This is a genomic window from Egbenema bharatensis FJBBOT/2019 (assembly GCF_048077055.1).
Classification (GTDB): Bacteria; Cyanobacteriota; Cyanobacteriia; order Elainellales; family Elainellaceae; genus Egbenema; species Egbenema bharatensis.
The window spans coordinates 4,875,875-4,902,193 of sequence record NZ_CP182236.1; the positions used below are offsets into that span (position 1 = coordinate 4,875,875).

The window sequence follows — 26,319 nt, forward strand, 5'->3', positions numbered from 1 at the left end:
CAGCTCCATAAGGGGATTAGCTTTGCTGTAAAGTGGCAATATGTATGACAACGACGATCTCACTGTACTCAACGCTGAAATTGAGCTGGACCCCCTTGACCAAGTGGGAGCAGAGGATGCTGAATCCGAAACGGTCAAACCTGATCCAGAGGTAATGCTGGTGTTGCTGGAATCAGCTGATAATCAACAGCGGATGATTGCGACCCGGGCCTTCTGTGAATTGGAGGATCAACGGGCCATTCCGCACCTGATTCGGCTATTAACGGATGCCTGTCCCCTGATTCGGGTCAGTGCTGCCTATGGGTTGGTCGAAATCCCGATGAATCTGCGGTGGAGCCATTGATCGCTCAATTGCAGTGGGATTGGAATGGCTACGTTCGGAAGGGGATTGTCTGGGCGTTGGGAAATTGCCGCGATCGTCGTTCGTTGGAACCTCTGGTGGATGCCCTCAAAACCGATGTCTCTGCCGTTCGCCTCTGGGCTGCCAGCGCGTTGGCACAGATGTCCTTCGTGGGCTACGAGGTGACGATTAATGCTATTCCTGCGCTGATTGAAGGATTGCGACGAGATCCGGTGGCAGCAGTCCGAAGTAACTGTGCCTGGGCGATCGGGCAACTGTGTCGAGAACTGCCCTCTAATGTAGTTTATGCTACGGCGATCGATGCGCTGATTGAAGCCTTTGTGGAAGATGAAGAAATGGGTGTGCGGGAAGATGCCAGGGCGGCCGTTCTCAAAGTGGGCGATCCACGGGGATTGCAGGTGGTGGAAGAATTAGAACTGGAAGGGTTTTTGTAGAAGCCTTTGCTCTATCTTGATCTATATTGATCTAAAATTTTGCATTTTAGGGGGTTTGGTGTGGTCGAACCCCTATTGTGTTGGCAAGGTCAATTGAATGCTATTTCCTAGAATGAGTTTTGTACTACCGTTGCTCCAGGAGAAGTGGCTCCAGGACAACAAGGATGGCTCAGAGAATGGAGTAGCATAGCGATCGCCAGATTTAGAAATCAGGATAATACCCTATTGCTGTAGGAATCGGGAGATGGAGCATCACCGGATCTAAAATCTTGCTACGCTATGCCACACCAGCTGGAAGGGAACTCGATATCGTTGCTATTGCCCTCCATCTTAACGGTATAATTTATAGATAAAAATCACTAGTTGTGATATTTATGATAGACTTGAATCTATAAAGAGCCGGATGTCGCTGAATTTTGTTGAAACACACATCTTAGGAGATAAAACTGTTGATTCATGCCACTCTGCACCAACTCAAGGTTTTTGAGGCAACGGCGCGTCATGGCAGCTTTACGCGGGCGGCAGAAGAGCTGTTCCTGACTCAGCCGACTGTCTCTATGCAGGTAAAGCAGCTCACAAAGGCGATCGGTTTACCCCTATTCGAGCAGGTTGGCAAACGGCTTTACCTGACCGATGCTGGACAGGAGCTGTTCTCTACCTGCCAGGACATTTTTCAAAAGCTGGAGCAGCTTGAAATGACTGTGGCAGACCTGAAAGGCATGAAGCAGGGGAAACTGCGCCTGGCTGTAATTACCACCACTAAATACTTTATGCCACGTCTACTGGGGCCCTTCTGCCAGAAGTATCCTGGTGTGGATGTGTCGTTAATTGTCACCAACCATGAGCGGGTGATCGATCGCCTGTCTAATAATCAGGATGACCTGTATGTGATGAGCCAGATTCCCGAAAATGTTGATGTTAAGTCCCATGCCGTTTTGGAAAATCCACTGGTAGTGGTAGCTCCGCTCCATCATCCCCTGGCGAAAGAGAAAAATATTTCCCTGAAGCGACTGGTGGAAGAACCGTTCATCATGCGGGAACCAGGATCAGGCACGCGGCGAGCCTTTCAGCAGTTATTGGATGCCCACAAGCTTTCAGTGAAGGTGCGGTTGGAGTTGGGCAGCAACGAGGCCATCAAGCAGGCGATCGCTGGGGGGTTAGGGCTATCGGTGCTCTCACGCCATACATTGCTGACGGATAACAGCGAAGTTACGGTTCTGGACGTGGAGGAGTTTCCGATTGAGCGGTACTGGTACGCTGTTTATCTCTCTAGCAAGCAACTATCCGTGATTGCCAGCACGTTTTTAGACTATCTCCAGACGGCAGCGGCTGAGTTAGCCGAGGGGTATGGGCTAAAGGGGGGGGAATGGCTAAAGCAGTTGCAGGATTGAGGCAGTTGCAGGATTAAAACCTTTCAAACTGCACTCAGAGACTGGAAAAGTTTCCAGGAGAAGTGTCTGAGAAGTGTCAACATGAGAAGTTTCCAAAGGTTGTGGGAACCCTGAAACCAAACTTCATCCATACGGCCCTTCTCCCGCTATGCAATCCCACTATTCTAAATTCAAACTCAGACAGGGATTCCCCCTACAGCTTGTTTTGGTTGTCCCCTTCGTGTTGCAAATTTTCGGAGCGGTGAGCTTGGTGGGGTACCTGTCCTTCCAAAATGGTCAGCGGGCAGTGAACGATCTGGCCGATCAGTTGATGGAACGTACCAGCCGTAAAGTGAATCAGCACCTCGACACCTATTTATCAATGCCGCAGCGAGTCAGCCAAATTAACGCGGGTGCAGTTCAGATCGGGGGGTTAGATGTGAGCGATCGAGAAACGGTCGGTCGCTTTTTTTGGCATCAAATGCAGTCCTATGATGTCAGCTATATCGGGATTGGCTTAACGACGGGGGAAGGGGTTGGAGCTGCCCGGTATGACGGTACGACCATTACAATCGATGATTGGGAAGCCCGTCCTCCCAGTAACTGGACGAGCTACGCGCTCGATGAACAGGGGAATCGAACGGACGTTTTAGAAGTTTTAAATTGGGATAATTTCAGCGAACCCTGGTACACAGAGCCGATTCGGGCCGGTCAGCCTACCTGGTCACCCATTTTCGTGATTGACTATCCCAACCACCCCTACATTGCCACTTCAGCTGGTCGCCCTATCTACAATCAGCAAAATCAACTGCTGGGCATGGTGAGCACAGATGTGTCTCTGCTGAAACTGAGCGATTTTTTGCAAAGCCTATCCGTCAGTCGCGCCGGGCATATCTTCATTTTGGAGCGGGACGGGATGCTGATCGCCAATTCGGGAAATGAGCCACCGTTTCGGCATGAAGGAGATGAAATTGAACGATTACGGGCGATCGACAGCCCGGATCCCATCATTCAGGGGGTTGCCCGCCAGCTTCAGCATCACTTTAACGATTTTGCATCCGTTACAAAAGCAGACTATTTGCAATTCAACCTGGAGGGCAAGCCTTATTACGTTCAGGCACATCCCTGGCGGGATGAATATGGGCTGGACTGGTTGGTGGTGGTTACTGTCCCTGAAAGCGAATTTATGGAGCGCATTGATACAAACACTCGTTTGACCGTTTTGCTCTGTCTGGGGGCGTTAGGGGGAGCAACGGCTTTAGGGCTATTGACCTCCCGCTGGATTACCCAACCCATTCTGCGGCTAAATCAAGCCAGTGAAGCAATGGCGGCAGGAAACTTAAATCAAGTGGTGAAAAACAGCGGTATCAGTGAATTCAATGCTCTTTCCGGTTCCTTTAATCATATGGCAGGACAACTGCGTGAATCCTTTGCAGCCCTGGCGAAGAGCAATGAGGAACTTGAAGACCGGGTAGAGGAACGCACGATCGAACTGAAGGAAACGCTAAATGAATTGCAGCAGACTCAGGCGCAGATGGTGCAAAGTGAGAAAATGTCCAGTCTGGGACAGTTGGTTGCCGGAGTTGCGCACGAAATCAACAACCCGGTGAACTTTATTCACGGTAACCTTTCCCATGCCAGACAGTACGCACAGGACTTACTGGAGTTTATTCAGCTTTATCAGCAGCATTACCCTGAGCCAAACGCAGCCATTCAGGATGCTGCCGCAGAAATCGACTTGGAGTTTATCCAGGAGGATCTACCCAAAATATTAGCCTCAATGCAGATTGGCACCGATCGCATTCGGCAAATTGTCCTCTCCTTGCGAAACTTCTCCCGCATGGATGAAGCTGAAATCAAGCCCGTTGATCTGCATGAGGGCATTGACAGCACGCTGATGATTTTGCAGCATCGCCTCAAAGCCAAATCGGAACGCCCGGAAATTCAAGTGCTTAAAGACTATGGCGATCTACCACTGGTGGAATGCTATGCCGGACAGATGAATCAGGTTTTTATGAATATTCTGACGAATGCGATCGATGCTCTGGAGGAGAACCGCACGAACCGCACGTTTCAGGATATGCAGGAAACCCCAAACTGCATTACCATCCGTACCTCTGTGATCCAGTCACACTGGGTGCAAATTGCCATTATAGATAACGGCCCAGGCATGCCCAAAGCCATTCAACAGCAAATCTTTGATCCCTTTTTCACCACTAAACCTGTGGGTAAAGGAACCGGAATGGGGATGTCCATCAGCTATCAAATTATTACTGAAAAACATCACGGCAAGCTGCACTGTTGGTCGAACCCTGAGCCGGGAGCTGGTCAGGGAACAGAATTTGTGATTCAAATTCCGGTCAAGCTTACGCTACCGACATGAAGTAGGAAGATCCGGTGGGCAGGCAAGCGGTCAGCCCCACCAGAGTGACCAACGACTGAATGCTCACTCCTTGGCGTTTTGGAGCAAGAGTTGACAGCCACATGCAAACGGATTGGGGCTTTCTACCCGATCGTCTCGCACCACTTTAAGGGGTAAATGGCTGTCGTAAATCAGGCGATCGTAATCCATCAGGGCATTCCACTTCACCTTGCCGGTTGGGAAGCCAACTTGCAGGGCGGCATCAGCAATCAAACCCTGCCATCTCTGCACCTCTGGATTGCGGGATAGACAATAATCCACAATGCCGATCGGCGCGCCGGGTTTCGTCACTCTGAGAATTTCTTGCAGTGCTTGAACCGGATCCGCCACCACACAAAGGGTAAAGCCGGAGGCCGCTGCATCAAAGGTGTTGTCTGGAAAATCCAGGCTTTGCAGATCCATGATTTTGAAAGTGACCTCTGCTGAAACCGGCTTTTTCTGTGCCTCCGCTATCATCTTTTCAGAAAGATCAATCCCAGTGACGCTAACTTCAGCCGGATAGCTGGGAAGATTTAGCCCCGTGCCAACGGCAGCGTCTAAAACCATGTGACCCGGCTGAAGCTGCAAAGATGCAATGAATGGCGATCGATCGACAAACCAGTAACGGTGCATGATGGCATCATAATCCGCCGCCCCGTGATCGTAGGACTCAATGACGTGTTGCGATTCTGGCATTGGGTTCTTCTAATTGGTTGAGTGGTTCTAGGCAAACTTCTCCTCGGGGGGCTACTTCAAATGAAGCATTTTACGCGATGCCACTGCTTTGCTTCATCCTGGCAGTAGTAACATCCTTCCCACCAGGTGCAGCGAACGTAGGACATATCCACCTGGCGGCTTTTGGCAGGTTGCTCATCGCACAGCAAATCAACAACCTCGTTTTTGCGATCGCCCATGTTTTCAGCGATCGAATTCAACGTCTGCTGAAGTGCTTCAGGAACAGCATTTGGCTCGACTTGGATCTTAATCACCGCTAGATAACCTCACAATTTTTACTGATACGTTTGGAATTAACCCATGTAAATAGCACTATTGAAAGCCACTGTACTTAGTTCTACAACTCAGGGGCTGGGTTATTCCGGCTTTTTAAGCATTACTTAAACTCTATGATTAGCATACGATCCCTCAGGTTCCCCGGTAATAATCAGGTCGATCGAGGACTGGAGTTTCAGACTGGAAGGGCAAATTCGCCTGCAAAGACACAGATCTTCCCTTGATAAAAATTCAAAAAGCTCACAATAATGTAATAAAGCGACAAACCTTTTTCAGGAGATCAGCGTGACAGGATTCATTCGGGGAATTTTCCGTTCAAAGCCGAAAGCAGACGTTGAACCGCAGCAAGACAACACGCCGCAGCCTAAACCTCAGCCCAAGCCCAAGGCCCAGCCACGCCCCAGAACTAAAGCTGAAGCCTACTACCTCAGCCCAGATGATGCCAAGACCTACGGCGATATCGATTTCATGCGTATGGCTAAACAAACCCGACGGACTTTCCCCAAGGCGAAGTTTGGTACAGAGAATGAGTTTATTCAAAGTCTGTCTTCGGTGGAAAAATCCAACGGCACACCGATTGTGATCACTCCCACTTCCGAATCAAAACCGGCAGCAAGCTCAGAAATCAACGAGCGGCGGCGGACTGACACCAGCATGGATATGTTCCGCAACATGGCCAAAGAGATCCGGAAGCGTTAAGCGCGGTTGAACAAATTTTCATCACTGTGGGGTGAGTTTGACTCATCCCATTTTTTTTGCAAAAAATAAACGCTTCCTTAAACCTTCTGGGCTAATCTGGAATCTGGACGCGTTAGTCAAAATTTAGGAGTCATCCTTGGAACGGACATTTATTGCAGTAAAGCCGGATGGGGTGCAACGGGCACTCGTCGGTGAAATCATTCAACGATTTGAAGCCAAAGGCTTTACCCTGGTGGGGCTAAAGCTGCTGAACGTCAGCCGAGAACTGGCAGAACAGCACTATGACGTTCACAAAGACAAGCCGTTCTTTTCAGGCTTAGTTAACTTCATTACCTCTGGGCCGGTTGTGGCAATGGTTTGGGAAGGGGAAGGAGTCGTCGCCTCGGCTCGGAAGCTAATTGGCGCAACTAACCCCCTTTCCGCCGAACCTGGAACCATTCGTGGTGATTACGGAGTTAGCATTGGCCGCAACTTGATTCATGGCTCTGATGCCGTAGAAACCGCTCAACGGGAAATTGGTCTGTGGTTTACCGACGGCGAGTTGGCGACCTGGCAACCGACGATCGCACCCTGGTTGTATGAGTAAGGAGTGAGGGGTAAGGGGTGAGGAGTGGGGCAGACCCGTAGCGCAAGCATCTTGCCTGCGATTGAACGATCAAAGCTTAAAACTCTTCTCCCTTCCCCTACTTCTTTCCACTCCCCTTCAGTGCGCCCCGTCTCTAATCCGCTGAAACTTCCTGCGGCTCCTTCGCAGAGATGGGGCTGGATTCGACTTCTTCGATCGATGTAGATTGGTTCCCATTCAAAGATGCATCCGCATTGCCCTGGAAATGTTCGGTGCGTTTGGAGAAGCCCCAGGCAAATAGGACTGCAATCAGCATCACCATGATCCATTCGGGGGGAACGAATTCCGGGTTGATCACTCGCAGCAATAGACGCAACCCGACAAACGCAACGGTGACAAAGCCTGCATCTTCTAAATGCTCAAATTCGTCCAACCAGCGAATAAATAATCCCGCCATAAATCGCAGCGTAATCACACCGATCATGCCGCCCGTAATAATCAGCCAGGTTTCACGGGAAATGGCGATCGCAGTAGTGACACTATCGAGGGAAAAGGCCAGATCCGTCAGGGCAATCATCGGAATGGCTTGCCAGAGGGACGCAAACCTGGGTTTATGGTGATGCTCTCCATCAGGGGAGGGATCAGGCTCATCATCGGGAGAAAAGTGTTGATAGACCAGCCAGAGCAAGTAGACAGCTCCCATTAGCTCAAACTGCCAGAACCGCAGCACCCAGGTTGCAGTTAAAATCAGGGCAACTCGCAGACAAAAGGCGATTACCAAACCAAAGTTCAAGGCTCGGCGCTGCTGGTCGTGGCCATCCAGTCCCTGAGCAATGGCTGCAAGGGCGATCGCGTTGTCTGCGGATAGTACGGCTTCTAAAGCAATTAACACCGGCAATAAAAGCAGCGTATCAACACCAAGATTTGAAGAATATTCAAGCAGTTGATCTAGCATTAAAGCGGAGTCCCAGATACAAAATAAAAATTGGTGCAGCTCACCAACTTTGCAAACTCAGATCACAAAGAGAGAATTGAAAAAAAAGTAATGATCTCTCCTCAGCTTAACGTCTAAACTATCTAAGATTGTTCACGAGTCTTTACCTTGCTGACAAATTTGGCTTCCATTCAAACGCTATTGACCCAGTTTCAAACGCGCTATCCGTTGGGTAGTGTGACTTCTGAGCTTTTGACGATTTATGAGGGCAGTTTTGTTGTGCGAGCGGTGATTCAGGTCGGTTCTACAACACTGGCAACGGCTATGGCTGCCGCAACCGATATTGAACAAGCGGAAGATCGGGCTAAAGTGCGTGCCCTTTCGGCATTGGGGATTGGCTCATCGTTTGCAGGTAATATTGCGCCTTCAGGGTTAGCCTATCCCTTGCCCCCGTCTACATCCTTTGAGCCAGCTCAAACCTTAACCGCACCAGAAGCTCCGGTTCCCAGTCCGATCGCTCCCCAACCTACTTTTGCCGATCGCCCTGCCAGCGACCCACTGACCGTGCCGACTCCCCCCCCTCAACCGGTACGAACATCAGAACCATGGTTCCCTGAAGAAAGCCGTGCAGCACAGGATATGGGCAGTTCCACGAACGAATTATTTCAACCCACTGCTCCCCCTGAATCCGGTCGTTTACCAGAAGCCGCACCAGATTTGGACTCGCCCTCTCCCAGCATCGTCGAGCTGGACTTTTCCCCTGAACCTGCGCCTGAACAAGATCCCGCTCAACCTGAACGACTGCCCGAACCAGAGCCAGCCAAACCCACCAAATCATCTTCAAAAAGCAAATCTACCAGACGGAAAGAACCGGCTGAAGAGACTGCGGCTGAAACTCCCCCCCCTCAGGAGATTGTCGATCGCTCTGATGTGAATGCCAAGATTGGGGTTGAAATGAAGCGGTTGAGCTGGACGGTTGAGCAGGGGCGAAATCATCTAAAACGAACCTATGGTAAGCGATCGCGCCAGGAGTTGGAAGATTCGGAGCTGCTGGATTTCCTCAACTATTTAGAGGCTCAACCCATGCCCGCTAATTCGCCCTTTTAACCACCCGAAGAGTCACTCTAAACTTCCTAAACAACTTCCTAAACAAAGAGGGACAGCTTGATGCCATCCCCTCATTTTTACTGAATTGATAGTCCGCTCAATTGGTGGCGGTCGCCAGGGGACGACTGCCTACGGCCCGCCGATCGATCACCTGATCGATCAAACCATATTCCATTGCATCCTTGGCAGACATATAAAAGTCCCGCTCGGTATCTTCAGCAATCCGTTCGATCGGTTGTCCCGTATGATTGGCCAGAGCTTGATTCAATTGCTGTTTCAGGTACAGAATCTCTTTCGCCTGAATTTCAATATCGGTGGCCTGTCCCTGGGCTCCACCAAGCGGTTGGTGAATCATGATCCGGGAATGGGGCAAGCTCATCCGCTTCCCTTTGGTTCCAGCACTCAGGAGGAACGCCCCCATGCTGGCAGCCAACCCAACACAAATCGTACAAACGTCCGGGCGGATATGGTTCATCGTGTCATAGATGCCCAACCCCGCCATCACTGAACCTCCTGGAGAGTTGATATAGATGTAGATATCTTTCTCTGGATCTTCAGCCTCCAGATAGAGCATCTGGGCAACCACTAAGTTGGCAAGTTCTGAGTCGATGGCCTGTCCCAGGAAAATGATGCGCTCCCGCAGTAAGCGAGAGTAGATATCAAATGCCCGTTCGCCACGTCCAGACTGTTCAATAACGGTAGGAATCATGCGGAGTTCTTCACATATTTTTCTATTATTTTAGCGACTTCTGCCGATTCCGAGGGGCGAGGTTCCCGTCCGGTTGAAGGAGGGTAAGACGGTTCGGCGCAGTTGCTCTTTTATCCCTCATGGCCGGAAGGGAGACTCACTTTCTGGTTCTTCAGGTAAATGGGACAAAAACGCCTGAAGTTTCATGCGATGAATATAGGGCCAGCCACCATCGTTTTCAATATCGCGCAACAGGGCATACAAAGCCTGGCGATTGTCTGGCAGTGAATCCTGAAATAATCCATCTCGGATTTCCTGGTGAACCGCCTCCAAAACCCGCAACAAAGCTAGCAAATCATGGCTCTGATGCTTATATTCATAGGCTGTTGACCGAATGAGTCTAGCGATCGACTCCAACTCTTCCTGCAATTCGGCTGGTAAGTGATTGCCTGTTTGACCTGCACCACCATTCATACGTACCTCCTATTGACCGCTGCCGCGTCGTCATCTTAAAAAATGAAGATAAAAAATGTCATCGTTGTATTGTCAATCTACAAAGGTTTATTACACAACTGTAAAGCCAGGTTCAACTTTACGCTCTACCCCCCTGCCCTGCCTGCGATCGTCGAAGCGAGTCGTTACAGCTTACGGTAAGCGGTCAATCCCAAGGTGTCGCCGTTTTAGCGATTCTCAAATTTTTAAGCCAGGTAATGAGGTTGAACTCAGGGAGAAACCAGTAATCAAAGAGAAAAGGGCAACAAGGTCTTGTAAAATTCAGTATGGAATCATAAATCAAGCCACTCCAGTCTTTCCTGGATGGGATTGTACTTGCCGATGTGAGGATTGCAACGAATCTGTCAAGGATTCAATGCTTGCCGTTTTTTAAACCTCCCGATGCTTAATGCCTATCCAAACATTTCCCCAGGAGGTTTGGATGTCAAAAATTCTGTTGAGTTTTGGCATAGCGTCCTAGGTATTTCGCTTCGGGCGATCGGTCAATTAATTTTAAAATCACACTGGTAGGGTTTCACATTAAATATCTAGAGGTTGATCATGAGGTATCGTGCTTTAATTGCAGCAGTCCTGGCGATGTGCCTGGGTTTGCTCACAGCGTGCAGTGACGGTTCACCCGACTCTACGGCTGCACTCACCTATGAACAAATTCGAGGTACGGGTCTGGCAAATACTTGCCCCAAAATCGAAGAAATTCGCCGTGGTTCGATCGCCCTCGATGCAGGCGAAACATACACTATTACTGGTTTGTGCTTAGAGCCTACTAGCTTTTTTGTTAGAGAAGAACCTACAAGCAAACGTCAAGAGGCTCGGTTCATTGCAGGAAAGCCCCTGACGCGACAAACTTCGACCCTGGATCAGGTCAGTGGTTCGCTGAAGGTTGGTTCTGATGGCACTTTAACGTTTATTGAAGAAGACGGATTTGATTTTCAGGCCATTACGGTGAAACTGCCCGGTGGAGAAATGTATCCGTTCCTCTTTACGATTAAAGACCTGGTGGCTGCGACTCGCCCTGGCTTTACAGGCATCAATACATCTACTGATCTGATTGGTCAGTTTAAAGTACCGTCCTACCGCACCTCTAACTTCTTAGATCCGAAGGGACGAGGTTTAACCGCAGGCTACGACAACGCAGTGGCACTTCCTTCGCGGGCTGACAATGAAGAACTGGTGAAGGAAAACCTGAAGTCTTTCCAGGTGGGTACGGGGGAAATTTCCTTACAGGTGGCTCAGGTGAATGGGGCAACGGGGGAAATTGCAGGCACGTTTGAAAGCATTCAGCCGTCTGACACTGATATGGGCGGTAAAGAGCCGGTAGACGTGAAGATCCAGGGCATTTTCTATGGTCGGGTTGAACCCACTTTCTAGTTGGTTCTCACCGCTATCCGCACGTTTTGATCAAAACTTAAGAATGATTTAAACGGGGAAGATCGGATCTTCTCCGTTTTTTTACGCTTGTTTTCTGCGGTTTATTTCCTTGCCATCCCTCGATATAATCGTTGGGACGTTACTCCACCCCTACGGTTTTCTCCGTAGAATCCGCAGTTGAAGCAACAGTTAGTCACAATTTCTGGATGCCTGATGAACTGGACATTTCACCCCCTATTCCCTTGCAAATGGATGATTGATTTAAGGGCAATTCGGCAAGATCGGCAGAGGTTCCGTGAAAATGCAGTTGTTGCAGATCTGTCTAAACGAATACGGTTAATTTGCAAGTTCAGAAGTCTAGTTTTTTGAAAGCGGAAGATACAACCTTAAATTCCTGTCTCTGGTTTAGTGTTCCTGGCTTAGTGTTCCTGGTTGATTGTCTCCGGTAGTTGATGAGTCGATCGCTTTCGTAATGAACAGACACATACCTCTGAAACTCAGCAAAGGTTCTTGCCAATCTGAGTCAAGCAAAGCCCCTGTAAATCATCGGACTCTTGCTCTGACCCAGAATGACCGAACTTCTGTACTGTTTAGTGCCCCATACTACTGGATCTCGTCATGCTTACCCCAGTCGCTACTGAACTCAAAAGTGAAAGCCTGCAACTACTGCGGGAGTACTATAAGAATCCTTCTGCCGCACTTCGGAATCGTCTGGTTCAGCTCAATTATGGACTTGTTAGAAAAGAAGCTCACCATTGGGTCAATCAATGTACCGAAAGCTACGACGACTTACTGCAAGTCGGTAGTATGGGTTTGATTCGGGCGATCGAACGGTTTGATGTTTCCAAAGGTCACGCCTTTAGCTCCTTTGCCATTCCCTACATTCGAGGCGAAATTCAGCATTATCTCAGAGACAAAGGCTCTCCCGTCCGGATTCCCCGGCGTTGGCAAGCCCTCCAGCATCAGGCTGCGAGTGTGACGCGCGAACTACAAGTTACCCTGCGGCGATCGCCAACGGATGCAGAAGTGGCTGAAGCTTTGCAAATTTCGTTGAATGAGTGGCAAGAAATTAAGCTCGCCTATCGCAACCGCGCCCCCCTCAGTCTGGATGCACCGATGCGGGATGAAGATGAAGGCTCGACCTCACTGGGAGATCTGGTTCCCGATGCCCAATACCATAGTTTTCAATTGGCTCAGGAAGATCAAATTCGCTTACAGCAAGCCCTGGTGCAACTAGAAAACCGGACTCGTGAAGTATTAGAGTTTGTTTTCCTCCACGACTTGACCCAAAAAGAAACGGCAGAACGCCTGGGAATTAGTGCTGTAACGGTTTCTCGTCGAGTCAAACGCGGGCTGAAGCTGCTGAAAAAGATGATGGTGGGGCCAGCCGTCTAACCTCTGGTTAAGCCGTGAATCCCTTAGCGCGATAAACGGGGGATGAAGGTGAATGTGAGATGAAAAAGTGTGATGAAATAGATCCCATAATGACTCACGGTGCGACAGATCGCCTGCTGGGGTTTCGTCCACAGCCGCTCTCCTATCAACCACAGCCACTATCCTGATAACACTCGTACGCTATCTTATTATTGTCCTCAGCTATATTGGGCTGGGATTGGGTTCACTCCCTGGACTCCGCATGAATCGGGCAACGATCGCCATTGCAGGGTCGGCTGGAGTGATTGCCTTAGGAACGCTGTCACTCAGTGAAGCCTGGGCTGCGATCGATCCAACGACGATCCTGTTTCTCCTCAGTACGATGATCGTCAATGCCTATCTCAGCTATGCGGGATTCTTTCAGCTTGCCCTGTCCTATTTAACTCGGATCACGACCAGCCCCTTTGGTTTGCTGGTGACTTTGACTCTGGGTAGTGGGACCCTTTCAGCCATATTTTTGAATGACACGATCGCCATTGTCTTTACACCGCTAACGGTTGGCTTGGCGCAGGCACTCAAACTGAATCCCATTCCCTATCTTCTGGCCCTGGCTGCCGCCACTAACATTGGCTCAGTAGCAACCCTGAACGGCAATCCTCAAAATATTCTAGTGGGCGCGTTTTCAGGAATTGAGTACCTGTTTTTTGCCCAAACGGATTATTTGGCGCACTTGAATATTGTCTGTTCCCCATCATCCCGGACATTATCCTAATCTGTGCCGCAATTGCAAATTGATTTTCTGTGAGTTATAACGTGATCTAATTAAACGGCTATGTTGGGGGGCAAAAACTAATTTGACAGCCCTTCAGATGTCCAGGAAATAACGTTAGTTCAACAATGCTGAATCAACAATTAGTAACAGTAGGGATTAGTACGCTAGTCATGGGTACCATCACCTCTATCGCGCTTCCTGCTCAACCGATCGCTGTCGTTGCTGCCAGTACAGCGGGTGCAGTTGGAGGGGGGTTACTGACGCGATCGCAGCGATCCCATTCTACAAAATCCAGGGCAGAAGTCTTGCTTGAAAGTGGAATGATTGATGCATTATCCAAACTGGAGGATCTCACCGTTCAAAACCATGCTGAGTTAAGCCTTTTGAAAGAGCAAGTTAATCAAATTGCTAATCCGTCTAAATCAGTCAGTTTATCTCCTGAAATCAACCAGCGACTCATTCGGATGGAGAATACATTAGAACAACTTTCAGTCCAGTGGGGAGATGAGCTAATAGGTTTAAAAGAACAGATTGGTCATATTAAACCTGGCAGAGTTACAGCCAAAACAGCAGCGATTTTCTATGATCTTGAAAATCTATTGCGGGGATATAGTCGTTTAAGTGGAACGGCAAATCGTATATCAATTAAGGATATTCTTAAGGCTATCCAGGAATTAAAAACCGTTGAAAAAATTGCAGTTCAAAAAGCCTATGCAAATTGGAGTATGCCTGGGCTGAGAAGTATTCGCAGAGAAATAAACGAGCTGGGTATTGAACCTGTTCAAGTTCTGGGATTCTCCCATGAACCTACAAAAAATGCTGCGGATTTTCAACTGGTCATTGATGCAATTAATCTGTCCAACACTCGTCCATCTATTGAAGTCTTCGTGATTGTTTCTGGAGATGGTGGTTTCATGTCTCTGGTGAGTCCCCTCCGGGAACGGGGAAAAACCGTGATTGGTTGCGCCTATCAAAGTTCTGCGAGCCGATATTTTCAGAGTGCCTGCGATCACTTTATTGCCCTACCTGATCCCCTAGAGACGGAGGGAGAGGAACCTGCCTTACCGATCGCAACCCAAAGCACTCCGCCCCTAATGACTCCGAGTGCTCCCGATACTCTCTACCAACTGGATCCCCGTAATGTGCGGCTGGCGCAAAAAATTAAACGCAGGGTTCCCGCCTCACCAAAAGAAGCTGTATCGTTTACGCAAGATGTTCTCAGGTGGTATAGCACCGATCAGGAGTGTCGATCGGCTCTCATTGAAACCGGTCTTTTCTTATCATTTATTAAACAGGGAATAGGCTATACGATTCCAAAACTCAAGAAAACGCTTCATTTAGGCTTTCCCAAGTTTTCTGAGTATATGCAATATGTTTGTAAAGACACAGAGTTTTGTCTGGCTCGTCTTTCTGCATCCAATTCAAACATAGCGGTATTTCTTCGCACTTCAATTTCCACAGAGGCTGAAATCCTGCCTGATTTGGAGAAGAGAGAAATTCATTCAGTCGAAACCTATCTATCCATTTTAGGAGCAGGAAAACCGATCTATCAATTTCCTTCTCCAACTGAACTATATACAATTTCTGCCTGGCTGATTGCCCATCCCAATAGACAAACTGATCTAGAAACTCTGGCTCAAAGGATTGTTAGTGGGTTAAACGGAGAAATTTCATTAGAGGTTGTGAAACAGACTGTGCGTAGTTTGATCTCAGCAGAAATGTTTATTCAAGACCCTGAAGGCGTTCCCATTTTAGAGCAAAAACTATCGCTTAAAGAAGAGATAGTGAGCTTAGAAACAGTGATTGACATTCTCAGAGATACGGCTGCGCAAAAATTATCTGATGCCTTCTCCGATTTTAATGAAGACGTAATGTATGACGAAGAGATTCTGCAACAAATTCTGCCGGATGCAGTTTAGCCCCTGAGGGCATGGTTCATCCGGGCTGGGTATCGTGAGGAGTCGTTGCCCAATTGGGTTTCTGCCAGCTAAAAGCTTGAGCTGCGGGCATTGGGCGGGCAATGAAATAGCCTTGAGCTAGATTACACCCCACGTCCCGCAAGAATTGTAGGGTTGGCTCATTTTCTACTCCTTCCGCCGTTACCCGCAACCCCAGGCCGTTGCCTAGGCCCACGATCGCCTTAATAATGGTGCGGGATTCATCGGACTGCATGGCTGTAGTGACAAACATTTTGTCAATTTTCAGTTCGGAAAAGGGCAGGCGCGCTAATTGAATCAGGGATGAGTAACCGATGCCAAAGTCATCAATTGAAAGATTAAGTCCCTTCAGACGGAAGCGAGTCAATACATCCAGGCTAGCTACCGGGTCACTCATGGCACTGGTTTCTGTGACTTCAAGGATGATCTGCTGCGGTTGTACTCCTTGATGTTGGCAGAGAACTGCAACCCGATCGGCGAAAAGAATATTGCTGAGGGATTTGGCGGAAATGTTGAGAGACAACAGCTCTTCAGGACTGCTACAGCGCGTCGAAAACCACCGCAAGGCCTGAGTGAGAATCTGCTCCGTGAGAGGCTCAATCGCTCCACACTCCTCTGCCAGGGGAATAAAGCGATCGGGCATGACCAACCCCAGTTCGGGATGATGCCAACGAACCAGGGCTTCAAATCCTGCGAGCTTTCCTGTTTGGCAAAAGATCTTAGGTTGATACCAGACATCAAACTGGTGGCGGTTAATCGCCTTGTAGAGGGTGTCTGGTGTAATGGTCAGTCGTTCAGGCGAAATAGAATGATTGTGCAGGGGAGATTTATTGACGATGTTGCAGGTTAGCAAGCGGCGTAAATCGTCAGAGCGAAATGGTTTTGAGGCAGTCCCCAATACATTTAATCCCTGTTCCATTGCCAAGCGATAGGCCGCATCCAGAATCCGACTGCCCACACCACTGGTAATCACGATCGCCACCTGGGATTGTTGTTCTCCCAAACGGCGCATCACCTCAATGCCATCCACCTCAGGCATAACCAAATCCAGCGCGATGTGAGTGGGCTGCCACTCCGACAAAACCTGGAAAAAATCTGCGGCAGTTAAAGTAGCACGAGTTTCAAAGTTCAGGGTTGCGGCAATAGCGGCGATCGTCATGCCGACAGCAGCGTCATCATCCAGGATTAGCAGGCGATATTGCTTCTCCGTAGCAGTCACGTGATCCCCCCAACCATCAGGGCTTGACGTACCATCCGAGCCAAATCCCGCAGACGATAAGGTTTACTCAGTAAAAGTACACCTGGATCAAGACGACCCTGATGCACAATGGCATTTTCCGTATATCCAGAGGTATATAGAACCTTGAGTTCCGGTCGTAGTTTTCGGACGCGATCGGCCAGTTGTTTGCCATTCATGCCACCCGGCATCATCACATCAGTAAATAACAGATCAATGGTGGGGTCTTGGTGAATGACCTGAAAGGCTGCATCACCCGTTTGCACGGCTATAACGCGGTAGCCCAGACTGCGGAGTTGTGTTTCAACATAGGATCGGACTAAGTCATTGTCTTCAACCACCAGAATCGTTTCGCTGCCTCTGAGAATGCCGGTCATGTCATCTAAAACAGGGCTGGATTCTGCTTGAAGCACTCTAGGTAAGTAAAGCTTAACCGTAGTGCCATCCCCTAACTCTGAATAGAGTTTGATATGGCCACCCGATTGCTTAACAAAGCCGTAAACCATACTCAAGCCTAATCCAGTCCCTTTTCCAGCCGCTTTGGTTGTAAAAAAGGGATCAAACACCTGATGAAGATGCTCTGGAGAAATGCCTGTTCCTGTATCGGTGATGGCGATCAAAACATACTGACCGGCGGTGACTTCAGGGTGTTGCTCGGCATAGGCGTAGTCCAGGTGGGCGTTAGCGGTTTCCAGGGTCAGTTTGCCGCCATTGGGCATAGCATCTCGTGCATTCAGACAGAGGTTGAGCAGGGCTGTTTCAAGTTGCACCCGATCGATCAGACAATTCCATAATCCCCCTCCTTGAACCAGCTCGATAGCAATGTTGGCCGTGAGGGTTCGTCGTAACAATGGGTCGATTCCAGTCAGGAGGGAGTTAACGTTAACGACTTGGGGGGTGAGGGCTTGACGACGGGCAAAGGCGAGCAGGCGATGGGTGAGGTCAGCTCCCTGTTGGGCAGCGGATTGAGTCATCTCGGCCAGGATGTGCAGATTAGGAGAATTTTTCAGTTGTTCAGCGAGCAAGTCGGTGTTACCCAGAATCACGGTCAATAGGTTGTTAAAGTCGTGTGCTACTCCGCCTGTGAGTTGACCAATCGCTTCAAGCCGTTGGGATTGGCGCAGTTTCTCTTCCAGGAGAAGGCGTTCGGTAATATCAGTCATGCCTCCTACAAATCGCACGGGTTGACCATCATCATCGAAAATTAAATACCCACGATCGCTCACATTTTTCCACGAGCCATTTTTGTGGAGAAACCGATATTCCCCTTCCCAAACGGACTGGTGCGTCTTGAACACCTGATTCATCTCAGTCATGACTCGATCCAGTTCGTCTGGATGAACTCGCCGTGTCCAGGACTCTAACCCTGGTTCAATCTCTGCACTAGAGTACCCAAAGACAGTTTGGAAGCCTTCATTCCACCACACCGTATTGTCTCTCAGGTTCCAATCCCAAATGACATCAGCCGTTGCGCGGGCAACCGCTCTAAACCGGGCTTCACTCTCTCGCAGTTGGGTTTCGATCAGACGGCGATCGTGAATATCCAATCCTGTACCATACCACTTGCTAATCTGTCCTGATTCATTGCGAATGGCGGTCGCTGTGACTAAATGCCAGCGATACTCCCCGGCTCGGCTCCGAACGCGAAACTCGACCCAGTAAGGATTGCCACTGTTAACAGCGGTTTGCCAGGCAGTGATACAGGCTTCTACGTCGTCTGGATGAAGATAGGTTGACCAGTTTTGTAAAACGTGATGAGCATTGCGGTTCTCTCCCAGGTAGTCGTAAAACGCTGCATTGGCATAATCTACCGTTCCGTCTGGTTCAGCAGTCCAAACAATTTGCGGCAAGGACTCGGCCAGCAAACGCACCTGCTGCTGACTGAATATCAATGCCTGTTCCGCGTGTTTCTTCTCAGTGATGTCTTGAAATGCCCCCTGGACTTTGACAATGGTTCCGTTTTCATCTCGAACCGGCTCACCGATCGTCCGTACCCAGATCCGTCGCCCTTTAGCAGTGATGATTTGCAGTTCTTCATCATAGGGAATGCCCTGCTCGGCACAGGTCATAAATAGATGGCGGATTCGATCGCGGTATTCTGGGGGATAAAAGTCAATCCCTGCTGTAAGGACAGGGGCAGGACTATCCAGGGGGACTTCGTGAATCGCATACACCTGAGGCGACCATTGAATCTGTTGTGTGAGCAGATCCACTGACCATCCTCCCAATCGGGCGATTCGTCCAGCCAACTGTGATAAATATTTGCTTTCCTGAGCTTTTGCTTCGGTCTGCCGTTGCTGGGTTACATCCCGTGCGATTACCATTGCAGCGCGTTGCCCACCAAACTCCAGGATGTGGGTCATAATATCCACTAAAATGACGCTGCCATCTGCCCGACACTGCGGCTGAACTCCCGCGTGATTTAAGCCCATCTCCTCTGTAGGGATATACTCCTGTAGGGCAGACCCATCGGCGGAAAGGCTAATGTCGGCAAGGGTCATGGACAAAAACTCGTCACGGGTATAGCCATAATGATTAATCGCAGCTTGATTGACTGCCAGGAATTGCAGAGTTTCCAGAGCGTATACCCACATGGGTTCAGGATGTACCTCAAACAGCCGACGGTAGGCTGAGTCATCATTGGAGGGCGATCGCTCTCCCTGAAAATCAGAATTAGACTTCGCCATTATGGTCGTTTTTTGATGAGTGCTGGTTTGTGCTGCCTGCCTGAGTTATTTCTATTATGTTAGAGATTATCCTTGAAAATTCAGGACTGACAAAATGGCTGATTGAGCCAATCCCTTCAGGGTATGCACTCAGTTTCAATCTACCCGTTGGAGATGGATCCGCAATACAATGGCATCCTAATCTTTGCAGAAATCTGCGGTCAGGACGCACAGTCAAGACGCACAGTCAGGGCACACGGTCAGGACGCACAGTCAGGGCACATAGTCAGGACATACAGTCAGGACGCATAGTCAGGGCACACGGTCAGGGCACACAGGCACATAGTCAGGACATACAGTCAGGACGCATAGTCAGGGCACACGGTCAGGGCACACGGTCAGGGCACACGGTCAGGGCACACAGGTGCATAGTCAGGGCACACAGTCAGGGCACACGGTCAAAACGCACAGTCAGGGCACACAGTCAGGGCACACAGGTGCATAGTCAGGACGCACAGCAGTGCGCCCCTACGGATATGTTATGTTTCTGCCTACCTTTTACTCCTTCCATTTTCCTATGAGCAATCCGCTTCGCCAACTCAAATATTTACCCTGGCTCTCCCTGGCTCTGACGGGATTTGCCACAGCCCTGATGGTCTTTATTGGTGAGGTGATTTTGCTGGTAAGTGCCCAGTACGTTCCGGGGGTTGCCAATGTGCTGCAAATTCTGTTCTCGCCTGTACTGGTGATGGTTGTGTGGTTTGCGATCGCCTTTGGGATTGGGACGCTGGCGGTGTACTGGCTGGAGAAAGTTTATCCCCGTCTTGTGATTACGGCAGGGGTGCTGTGGGCGTTGGTGTTGTGCGTCATCCTGGCGATTTTGGTGAAGTCGCTTTTGCCGCTAACGGTGAATTTGGTGGGCGTGGATCAAATTTTAATGGCGGGGATTCTCGTGGGAGTGTTCTGGAAGGGGCGACGGTACTGGCGGCGGTAGAGGGACAGAAGCCAGGGATTGATTCCTAACAATTTAGAGCCTTGATTGCTTAGAGCCTTGATTTCTGTCCGGGTGGGTGCTTACCCGCCTTAATTCAGTGCCATTCAAATTAAGTTGGTTCTGTTCTGGAATCGTCTGTAGTCGATTGTAGTACCTTGTATTACAATCGGAGGATGAGCAAATGCTGCTCTTTGTTCACCGACTTCATCGTCCAAAGCGGAAACCTGCTTCTCCTCAGAAGCCAGATCAATTCCAGCAACAGCCTTTAATAGATGCCGCCCACAAGAATGCAGTTGAGCAACTTCACCGAGTTCAGTCCAATTATTTCTTAGAGCGCGGTTTGTTTCGATAATCGGTCATTGAGGGTTTGACTCATGGCAACTTTAACGATGCGTCCTTATCAGGGCGAAACTGATTTACAACCGATCGTCAATTTGCTCAACACCTGTGAAGCGATCGATCGGGAAGATATTTACTACACCGTTTCGAGCCTGAAGTTGGAGCTGACATCTCCCAATCTGCGGCCGGAACTGGATGTCAAATTATGGTACAACGATGCGGATCAACTGATTGGCTTTGGTCAGATTTGGCTTCCCGATCCAATGGTGGATGAGGTGGATGCTTATCTCTGGTTTCGGGTGCATCCCACCCTGCGTCATCAAGGCTTAGAACAGGACATTATCACCTGGGCTGAAGGTCGAACCTGGCAGGTAGGGCAAGAACAAAATTTGCCTGCAAAGTTATCGCTTAGCTGCCGAGATTATCAACGGAATCAAATTGGGCTATTTGAGGCAACGGGTTTTACCTGGGAACGATCGTTTTTCCGCATGAAGCGATCGCTCACTGAGCCAATTCCTGAACCCATTTTCCCGAAGGGATATACCCTCCTGACGGGGCAGGAGTTTGAAGTCTCTGCCTGGGTGGAAATGCATAATCAAACCTTTATTGACCACTGGAACTTCCATCCCATGACCCTGGAGCAGGCGAACCACTGGCTCTCTGATCCTACCTATCGCCCCGATCTCGATCTGGTGGCGGTGGCTCCCGATGGAACCTATGCGGCCTTTTGTCATAACCACATTGACCCGGAGGAAAACCAGCACCGCAAGTGTCTGGAAGGCTGGGTGGGGATGCTGGGTACACGACGCGGCTATCGACGGTTGGGATTAGGGCGGGCCATGCTGTTGTCTGGTTTACATCGTCTGCAAGCAGCAGGTATGGATACGGCCTTCCTGGGAGTAGATAGCCAGAATCCAAATCAGGCGTATTCTCTGTACGAATCGGTGGGATTTCGGCGGGTGTATTCGTCCTTTTGCTACAGTAAGGCGATCGAGTAAATGATGGAAGGGTGGGCATTGCTGACCCTTCTTTGACTAAGGAGTGTGAATCAAATAATGTGCCCCGTTCTGCTTCTTTGACTGGGCGGGCAAGACTTCGGCTTGAGCTCAGTCGAAACGCTGCCCACCCCACAAGATCAGATGAGTGAATTTGCATTCCTAAAACGGGTTTATAACCTGTACTGACGAAATACATCACTGGCGACGCGATGGAGTAACGAATGGCGATACACAAGTGCATTCATATCGTCTGCATAACCACCCCCAATGACGCAGGCAACTGGATACCCTTGAGAGATACAGGTTTGCAATACTTGCATCTCTCGACAAAAAATTCCCCGATCGCTCAAGGCCAGCTTACCTAGCCGATCGGCTGAATGAACATCTACTCCTGCATCGTACATCACCAGATCGGGCTGAGTCTCGGCTAATAGATCTGTTAAATACGCGGCTAAAGTCTGTAAGTATTCGTCGTCTTCCATGCCTTCCGGTAGGGGTACATCCAAATCACTGCTCTGTTTAGTACCAGGAAAATTAACCGCACAATGCATTGAAAAAGTGAATACTCTAGAGTCTTGCTGAAAGATGAATGCTGTACCGTCTCCCTGATGGACATCCAGATCAATAATCAGAACAGACTGAACTCGTTTCTGCTCTAATAAAACTCGTGTGGCGATCGCTATGTCATTAAAAATGCAGAACCCTGAGCCATAGGAGGGAAAGGCGTGATGAGTCCCGCCTGCGGTATTGCAAGCCAGCCCTGTTGCCAACGCTAGTTCGGCTGTCAGCACAGTTCCGCCCACTGCAATACAAGTACGGTTCACCAGGGACGGACTCCAGGGTAGCCCAATCCGTCGCTGCGCTTTATTCTCCAGGGTGCCCTCATAGTAATTCTGCACGTACTCCGATGTATGCACCAGTTGTATCCATTCACGGGGGGGCAATGTGGGCGTATGAAATTGGGATGGATGGGCAATCTGATCGGCAAGCAGCGTTTCATACAATTGCCCAAATTTTGCCATGGGAAATCGATGCCCTGGCGGTAAGGGCGAAACATAGTCAGGATGGTAAACGATCGGTAGATCCATTGAGTTTTGAGAGCGAGGGATGGGATTGACAGCAGTTTTCAGAGGGATAGACCACAGTGGGAGTGGGGAGTAGGGAGTGGGGAGTGGGCTTCCGCCGTGAGCGTCAGCCGAACGGGAGTAGGGAGTGGGGAGTGGGGAGTCGTGTGGCTTAACTCATTGTCACTGTCCTGCCGAGATCCAGCAACTTAGACGGACTCCATAGCCAATCAGGGTCAAAAACGGCTGGACAATGCCCTACCGTGCCTACATCAGGACTGACTATGCCGCAGGGTGTCTGGTTGCAGGGTGCTGATCGACCAGGATGACTGGAATTGGACTTATTTCTAAAACAGTCTGAGAAATTGAACCGATAAGTACATCTTCCCAGGGTTGATGGCTGCGCTTGCCGATCACGATATCCGTCACCTGCCGCGCTTCTGCGACTCGAACAATTTCCTCTGGAACCACTCCGGGTTGGATCAGGACTTCATGGCGAATGTCAGCCAGGATTTGTTTGCTTTGGTTTTGTATCTGAACTGCAACCTGCGCCTCTCCGATCGCATCTACGTACAACACGATGACATTCCCACTACTGCGGCGGGCCAGGTCGGCGGCTTTGCGGAGAACAAGGGGGGTGAGGGGAGAAGCGTCTACGGCTGCCAGGAAGATGGGACGACCCGATACTGCCACTTTAGTGGGATCGACTTCTCCTTTTTCCAGCAGTTTGGGGGCAAAAAACTGGGTGGCCCAGGCTCCGATCGGGGCCGTGGTCAGAATGGAGAGGGCGGCAATGGCCAGAATAATTTCTCCTCCTGCAATGCCGGCCGCCAGGGGTAATGCTCCAATGGCAGCCTGTACCGTCGCTTTCGCCATGTTTCCCGGTAATAGAAATACCCGTTCTGACCCCGTCCAATTACTACCCAGCGTGGAAAGATACCAGCCGATTCCCCGTCCTACAATCAGCCCGATCGCCAGTAGCAGCAATCCTGGTAAGAGAACATCTCCAAGCACCTGAAGCTGAATGGTCGCTCCCAACAACACAAATAAAACAATTTCTGCGATCGTCCACAAAACATCAAATCCACTGCGGATGATCCGGCCAGGGGAGCATCTAATTCAATTAAAAAGAAGCCCATCGCCATCACTGCTAGATAGCCAGAGTAATAGGGAAAGACATTGGGGAAAATCACTAAAAACAAAGCAATACTCGCAGCAATGATCGTATCTTGAACGGCATTACTGGTCCAGTTTTGCTTGACTAACAGCAAGATTAATAACCGGGCGGCCAAAAAACCCGCAACTAATCCCAGGAGGATTTCCAGAATCACCTGAAACGGTAAAAGCTGAAGGGGAGAGAGGGCTATTCCTCCGGGTAAAGACAGGGTTTCTGTCCCGCCCTGCCCAGGAAATTTAGCAGCAGTTCAAATACAAGGAGCAGTAGAACATCCGATAGGGCACTGCCCGTTAAAATGGCATCGGGAATCCCTTTCGTTACGCCCCAACCCTGACTTTTGAGCCGCAGCATTCCGGGTACGATCACCGCTGGGGATTCTGCCCCTACAACACAGCCCAGGAGTAGCCCCGTCAAAACATCAAAGTTGAACAGGAAAATAGCAACGATCGCCACTACGATCGCCTCTATGGATGCAGGCAAAAATCCCAGCCGGAGAGCGACTGTACCCTGCTGCGATAGCTTTTCTCGATCGAGTCCCAGTCCGGCCTTGACCAGGATAATCATTACGGCCACCAACCGCAGATCGTCTGCGGCATCCAATACTTCAGGGCTGATGAAATTTGCCACCTGGGGCCCAATGGCAATGCCAATCAAAATCATGCCAATCAACGGGGGGGCGCCCAAGCGTCGGGCTAGTTGACCGGCAAAAAAGCCCATGAGCAGAATCCACAGGGCACTCGTTAACATAACATGCTCTTCTCCTTGCTGGTAGAACAGAACGCAGGTGTCATGACCAGAGGAGTAACGGAGCATTGAAACAACAAAACCCCTACTCTCTGGCAGCAAACCAGAACAGTAGGAGCCATCAGCCATCAGCCACTAGCGAAGCACTATCAGCGCATCAATCACCCGTGATTTAAGGCGGTTAGGGTGAGCTCCATCACCCATTCAAGGTTTGTGATCTACTGAACTTGACTAAAAAGGGTTTGGCAACGATGTCAAACCCTTCCTGCTTATATCCCGATCGACTCTACTCAATCGAGCCTCAATTCCTGGACAGGCTTTTACTAACCAATTAAACCCGATCGCAAGGCCAGAACTGCCGCCTGAGTTCGATCATCCGCACAGAGCTTATTGAGAATGTTGCGGACGTGGGTTTTGACCGTACCAACGGTAATGTATAGCTTTTCGGCGATCGTGGCATTGCTGCATCCCGCTACGATGAGTTCCAGCACTTCCAGTTCGCGTTCGGTCAGTGGCGCAGTTTCAATTAACTGCTCATATTCTGGTTCCACCCCGTGAATTGCTACTGTTTTTGACGAAGCTGCGGTCTGTTCAGAAGATCCCCGTACCCGTCGCAGCACAATTGTGGCGATCGCTGGATCAATCCAGGAGTTCCCATCGTTGGTATACTTCAGGGCTTCCGTCAGCCGATCGATGCTAATGTCCTTCATGCAGTAGGAATCTGCCCCTGCCGCAAAAGCAGCCAGCACTGAATCTTCGCTGTCATGCATCGTTAAAATTAGCACACGGGTTCCACACCCTTCGTTTTCCGCCTGAAACTTTCGGAAAGCCCGCGTTAGATCAATACCATCCATATCTGGCAGACCGATGTCAACGATCGCCACATCCGGCTTGAGATTTTCCAACAACCTTAAGCCCTGCGTCGCGTTGGCAGCCTCCCCAAGGACATTGATTCCGTCCTGGCGCTGTAGTGCCGTCCGTAAACCAACACGAGTCAAATCATGATCTTCAATAAGAGCAACGCTAATTTCGCTCATTTCTGTCAACTGGTGCGTCAATAAGTAGTAATTGTCTTAGCAATCTCAAGAATCTGCATCGCTCCATTGCATCGGAGATCCATACAGAAGAGATCCACATCGATCTGATGCATTGTAGAGCTAGATGGTCAGACCTGAGGTGGGGCGAAGATCTAGAACTCTAAAGTAAAAATTTAGAACTTTTAGCACTTTGAGAGTTTAGAACTTCCTGGAACGCTTTTAAGCATTCTCTATAATTTAGAACCTTCCACGAAGTAGAATCTTCTAAAAAATAGAACTCCAAAGATGCTCTACACCCACCCTAATCCGAATTATGGAAGATGCATCGGCAAGGAACATCCCTCTGCGGTATTAGATATCACTGACTGAATGTTTTAGCCGAAGTCTTCGATAATTTCCTAATACCATCCAATCATAATATAGCTATCCTCCGTAGGATTTGAACGGGTTGCAGGGGTAAAACCCTGGCATGGGGGCGTTGCCCCTACCCCCTTGTTCATAAACAATTTGTGAACGCTATAATGCCCAA

20 protein-coding genes, 3 pseudogenes and 1 riboswitch are annotated in these 26,319 nt (G+C 49.6%); of the genes and pseudogenes, 13 read left to right on the forward strand and 10 right to left on the reverse strand.

Annotated elements, in window-relative coordinates; genetic code table 11:
* The first annotated feature begins 40 nt into the window (after nt 1-40).
* The 3 genes and pseudogenes from ACM1PF_RS22470 to ACM1PF_RS22480 all read left to right on the forward strand — a co-directional run bounded on the left by ACM1PF_RS22470 (nt 41) and on the right by ACM1PF_RS22480 (nt 4,548).
* A pseudogene (locus tag ACM1PF_RS22470) lies at nt 41-795 on the forward strand (HEAT repeat domain-containing protein).
* Between the two features lie 449 nt (nt 796-1,244).
* The gene (locus ACM1PF_RS22475) at nt 1,245-2,186 is read left to right on the forward strand and encodes a LysR family transcriptional regulator (RefSeq protein WP_416667110.1); all 942 of its coding nucleotides are present in this window, start codon (nt 1,245-1,247) and stop codon (nt 2,184-2,186) included.
* A gap of 148 nt (nt 2,187-2,334) precedes the next feature.
* Nucleotides 2,335-4,548 carry a sensor histidine kinase gene (locus ACM1PF_RS22480; protein WP_416667112.1) on the forward strand — a complete coding sequence of 738 codons (2,214 nt, stop codon included), beginning with the start codon at nt 2,335-2,337 and terminating at the stop codon, nt 4,546-4,548.
* 63 nt (nt 4,549-4,611) lie between these two features.
* Here the strand turns inward: ACM1PF_RS22480 and ACM1PF_RS22485 are convergent, their stop codons facing one another.
* Entirely contained in the window at nt 4,612-5,262 is a 651-nt protein-coding gene (locus ACM1PF_RS22485; protein ID WP_416667115.1) for a class I SAM-dependent methyltransferase, read from the reverse strand.
* A 56-nt stretch (nt 5,263-5,318) separates the two neighbouring features.
* Nucleotides 5,319-5,555: a hypothetical protein gene (locus ACM1PF_RS22490; RefSeq protein ID WP_416667117.1), complete on the reverse strand. Its 237-nt coding sequence runs from the start codon at nt 5,553-5,555 to the stop codon at nt 5,319-5,321.
* Nucleotides 5,556-5,862: 307 nt separating this feature from the next.
* On the opposite strand from ACM1PF_RS22490, the gene ACM1PF_RS22495 reads away from it, so the two are divergent.
* Both ACM1PF_RS22495 and ndk read left to right on the forward strand, forming a co-directional pair.
* Nucleotides 5,863-6,276 carry a hypothetical protein gene (locus ACM1PF_RS22495; RefSeq protein WP_416667119.1) on the forward strand — a complete coding sequence of 138 codons (414 nt, stop codon included), beginning with the start codon at nt 5,863-5,865 and terminating at the stop codon, nt 6,274-6,276.
* A gap of 136 nt (nt 6,277-6,412) precedes the next feature.
* Nucleotides 6,413-6,862, forward strand: coding sequence for a nucleoside-diphosphate kinase (gene ndk, locus ACM1PF_RS22500; RefSeq protein ID WP_416667122.1), 450 nt, complete (start codon nt 6,413-6,415; stop codon nt 6,860-6,862).
* 133 nt (nt 6,863-6,995) lie between these two features.
* Here ndk and ACM1PF_RS22505 read toward each other — a convergent pair whose 3' ends face one another.
* Nucleotides 6,996-7,796 (reverse strand): TerC family protein, encoded by an 801-nt coding sequence (locus tag ACM1PF_RS22505; RefSeq protein ID WP_416667125.1) that lies wholly within the window; start codon nt 7,794-7,796, stop codon nt 6,996-6,998.
* A gap of 159 nt (nt 7,797-7,955) precedes the next feature.
* Here ACM1PF_RS22505 and ACM1PF_RS22510 point away from each other — a divergent pair, with 159 nt between their 5' ends.
* The gene (locus tag ACM1PF_RS22510; RefSeq protein WP_416667128.1) at nt 7,956-8,882 is read left to right on the forward strand and encodes a hypothetical protein; all 927 of its coding nucleotides are present in this window, start codon (nt 7,956-7,958) and stop codon (nt 8,880-8,882) included.
* Between the two features lie 97 nt (nt 8,883-8,979).
* On the opposite strand, the gene clpP is transcribed toward ACM1PF_RS22510, so the two are convergent.
* Both clpP and ACM1PF_RS22520 read right to left on the reverse strand, forming a co-directional pair.
* Nucleotides 8,980-9,591 (reverse strand): ATP-dependent Clp endopeptidase proteolytic subunit ClpP, encoded by a 612-nt coding sequence (gene clpP, locus ACM1PF_RS22515; protein WP_416667130.1) that lies wholly within the window; start codon nt 9,589-9,591, stop codon nt 8,980-8,982.
* 117 nt (nt 9,592-9,708) lie between these two features.
* On the reverse strand, nt 9,709-10,044 hold the full coding sequence (locus ACM1PF_RS22520; protein ID WP_416667133.1) for a hypothetical protein: 336 nt from the start codon (nt 10,042-10,044) through the stop codon (nt 9,709-9,711).
* A gap of 579 nt (nt 10,045-10,623) precedes the next feature.
* Between ACM1PF_RS22520 and ACM1PF_RS22525 the strand changes: the two genes are divergently transcribed.
* From ACM1PF_RS22525 to ACM1PF_RS22540, 4 genes and pseudogenes are all read left to right on the forward strand, one after another.
* Nucleotides 10,624-11,451 carry a photosystem II manganese-stabilizing polypeptide gene (locus tag ACM1PF_RS22525; RefSeq protein ID WP_416667135.1) on the forward strand — a complete coding sequence of 276 codons (828 nt, stop codon included), beginning with the start codon at nt 10,624-10,626 and terminating at the stop codon, nt 11,449-11,451.
* A 618-nt stretch (nt 11,452-12,069) separates the two neighbouring features.
* Nucleotides 12,070-12,846, forward strand: coding sequence for an RNA polymerase sigma factor SigF (locus ACM1PF_RS22530; RefSeq protein ID WP_416667137.1), 777 nt, complete (start codon nt 12,070-12,072; stop codon nt 12,844-12,846).
* A 163-nt stretch (nt 12,847-13,009) separates the two neighbouring features.
* A pseudogene (locus tag ACM1PF_RS22535) lies at nt 13,010-13,534 on the forward strand (SLC13 family permease); the annotation flags it as partial.
* Between the two features lie 383 nt (nt 13,535-13,917).
* Nucleotides 13,918-15,516, forward strand: coding sequence for an NYN domain-containing protein (locus ACM1PF_RS22540; RefSeq protein ID WP_416667140.1), 1,599 nt, complete (start codon nt 13,918-13,920; stop codon nt 15,514-15,516).
* 16 nt (nt 15,517-15,532) lie between these two features.
* Here ACM1PF_RS22540 and ACM1PF_RS22545 read toward each other — a convergent pair whose 3' ends face one another.
* Together ACM1PF_RS22545 and ACM1PF_RS22550 are read right to left on the reverse strand one after the other, a co-directional pair.
* The gene (locus ACM1PF_RS22545; RefSeq protein ID WP_416667143.1) at nt 15,533-16,753 is read right to left on the reverse strand and encodes an EAL domain-containing response regulator; all 1,221 of its coding nucleotides are present in this window, start codon (nt 16,751-16,753) and stop codon (nt 15,533-15,535) included.
* The gene (locus ACM1PF_RS22550; protein WP_416667146.1) at nt 16,750-19,458 is read right to left on the reverse strand and encodes a hybrid sensor histidine kinase/response regulator; all 2,709 of its coding nucleotides are present in this window, start codon (nt 19,456-19,458) and stop codon (nt 16,750-16,752) included. The genes ACM1PF_RS22545 and ACM1PF_RS22550 overlap by 4 nt, the downstream gene beginning before the upstream one ends.
* A 556-nt stretch (nt 19,459-20,014) precedes the next feature.
* On the opposite strand from ACM1PF_RS22550, the gene ACM1PF_RS22555 reads away from it, so the two are divergent.
* From ACM1PF_RS22555 to ACM1PF_RS22565, 3 genes are all read left to right on the forward strand, one after another.
* Entirely contained in the window at nt 20,015-20,431 is a 417-nt protein-coding gene (locus ACM1PF_RS22555) for a peptide chain release factor 1 (RefSeq protein ID WP_416667149.1), read from the forward strand.
* 181 nt (nt 20,432-20,612) lie between these two features.
* A complete protein-coding gene (locus ACM1PF_RS22560; RefSeq protein WP_416667152.1) occupies nt 20,613-20,783 on the forward strand; it encodes a hypothetical protein in 171 nt (56 codons plus the stop codon).
* 22 nt (nt 20,784-20,805) lie between these two features.
* The gene (locus tag ACM1PF_RS22565) at nt 20,806-21,768 is read left to right on the forward strand and encodes a GNAT family N-acetyltransferase (protein ID WP_416667153.1); all 963 of its coding nucleotides are present in this window, start codon (nt 20,806-20,808) and stop codon (nt 21,766-21,768) included.
* A 170-nt stretch (nt 21,769-21,938) separates the two neighbouring features.
* On the opposite strand, the gene ACM1PF_RS22570 is transcribed toward ACM1PF_RS22565, so the two are convergent.
* The 3 genes and pseudogenes from ACM1PF_RS22570 to ACM1PF_RS22580 form a co-directional block, all read right to left on the reverse strand.
* Nucleotides 21,939-22,856, reverse strand: coding sequence for a histone deacetylase family protein (locus ACM1PF_RS22570; protein WP_416667156.1), 918 nt, complete (start codon nt 22,854-22,856; stop codon nt 21,939-21,941).
* Between the two features lie 258 nt (nt 22,857-23,114).
* A pseudogene (locus ACM1PF_RS22575) lies at nt 23,115-24,756 on the reverse strand (cation:proton antiporter).
* Between the two features lie 102 nt (nt 24,757-24,858).
* Nucleotides 24,859-24,963, reverse strand: a riboswitch (Fluoride riboswitch).
* A 113-nt stretch (nt 24,964-25,076) separates the two neighbouring features.
* Nucleotides 25,077-25,790: a response regulator gene (locus tag ACM1PF_RS22580; protein ID WP_416667157.1), complete on the reverse strand. Its 714-nt coding sequence runs from the start codon at nt 25,788-25,790 to the stop codon at nt 25,077-25,079.
* Nucleotides 25,791-26,319 lie beyond the last annotated feature (529 nt).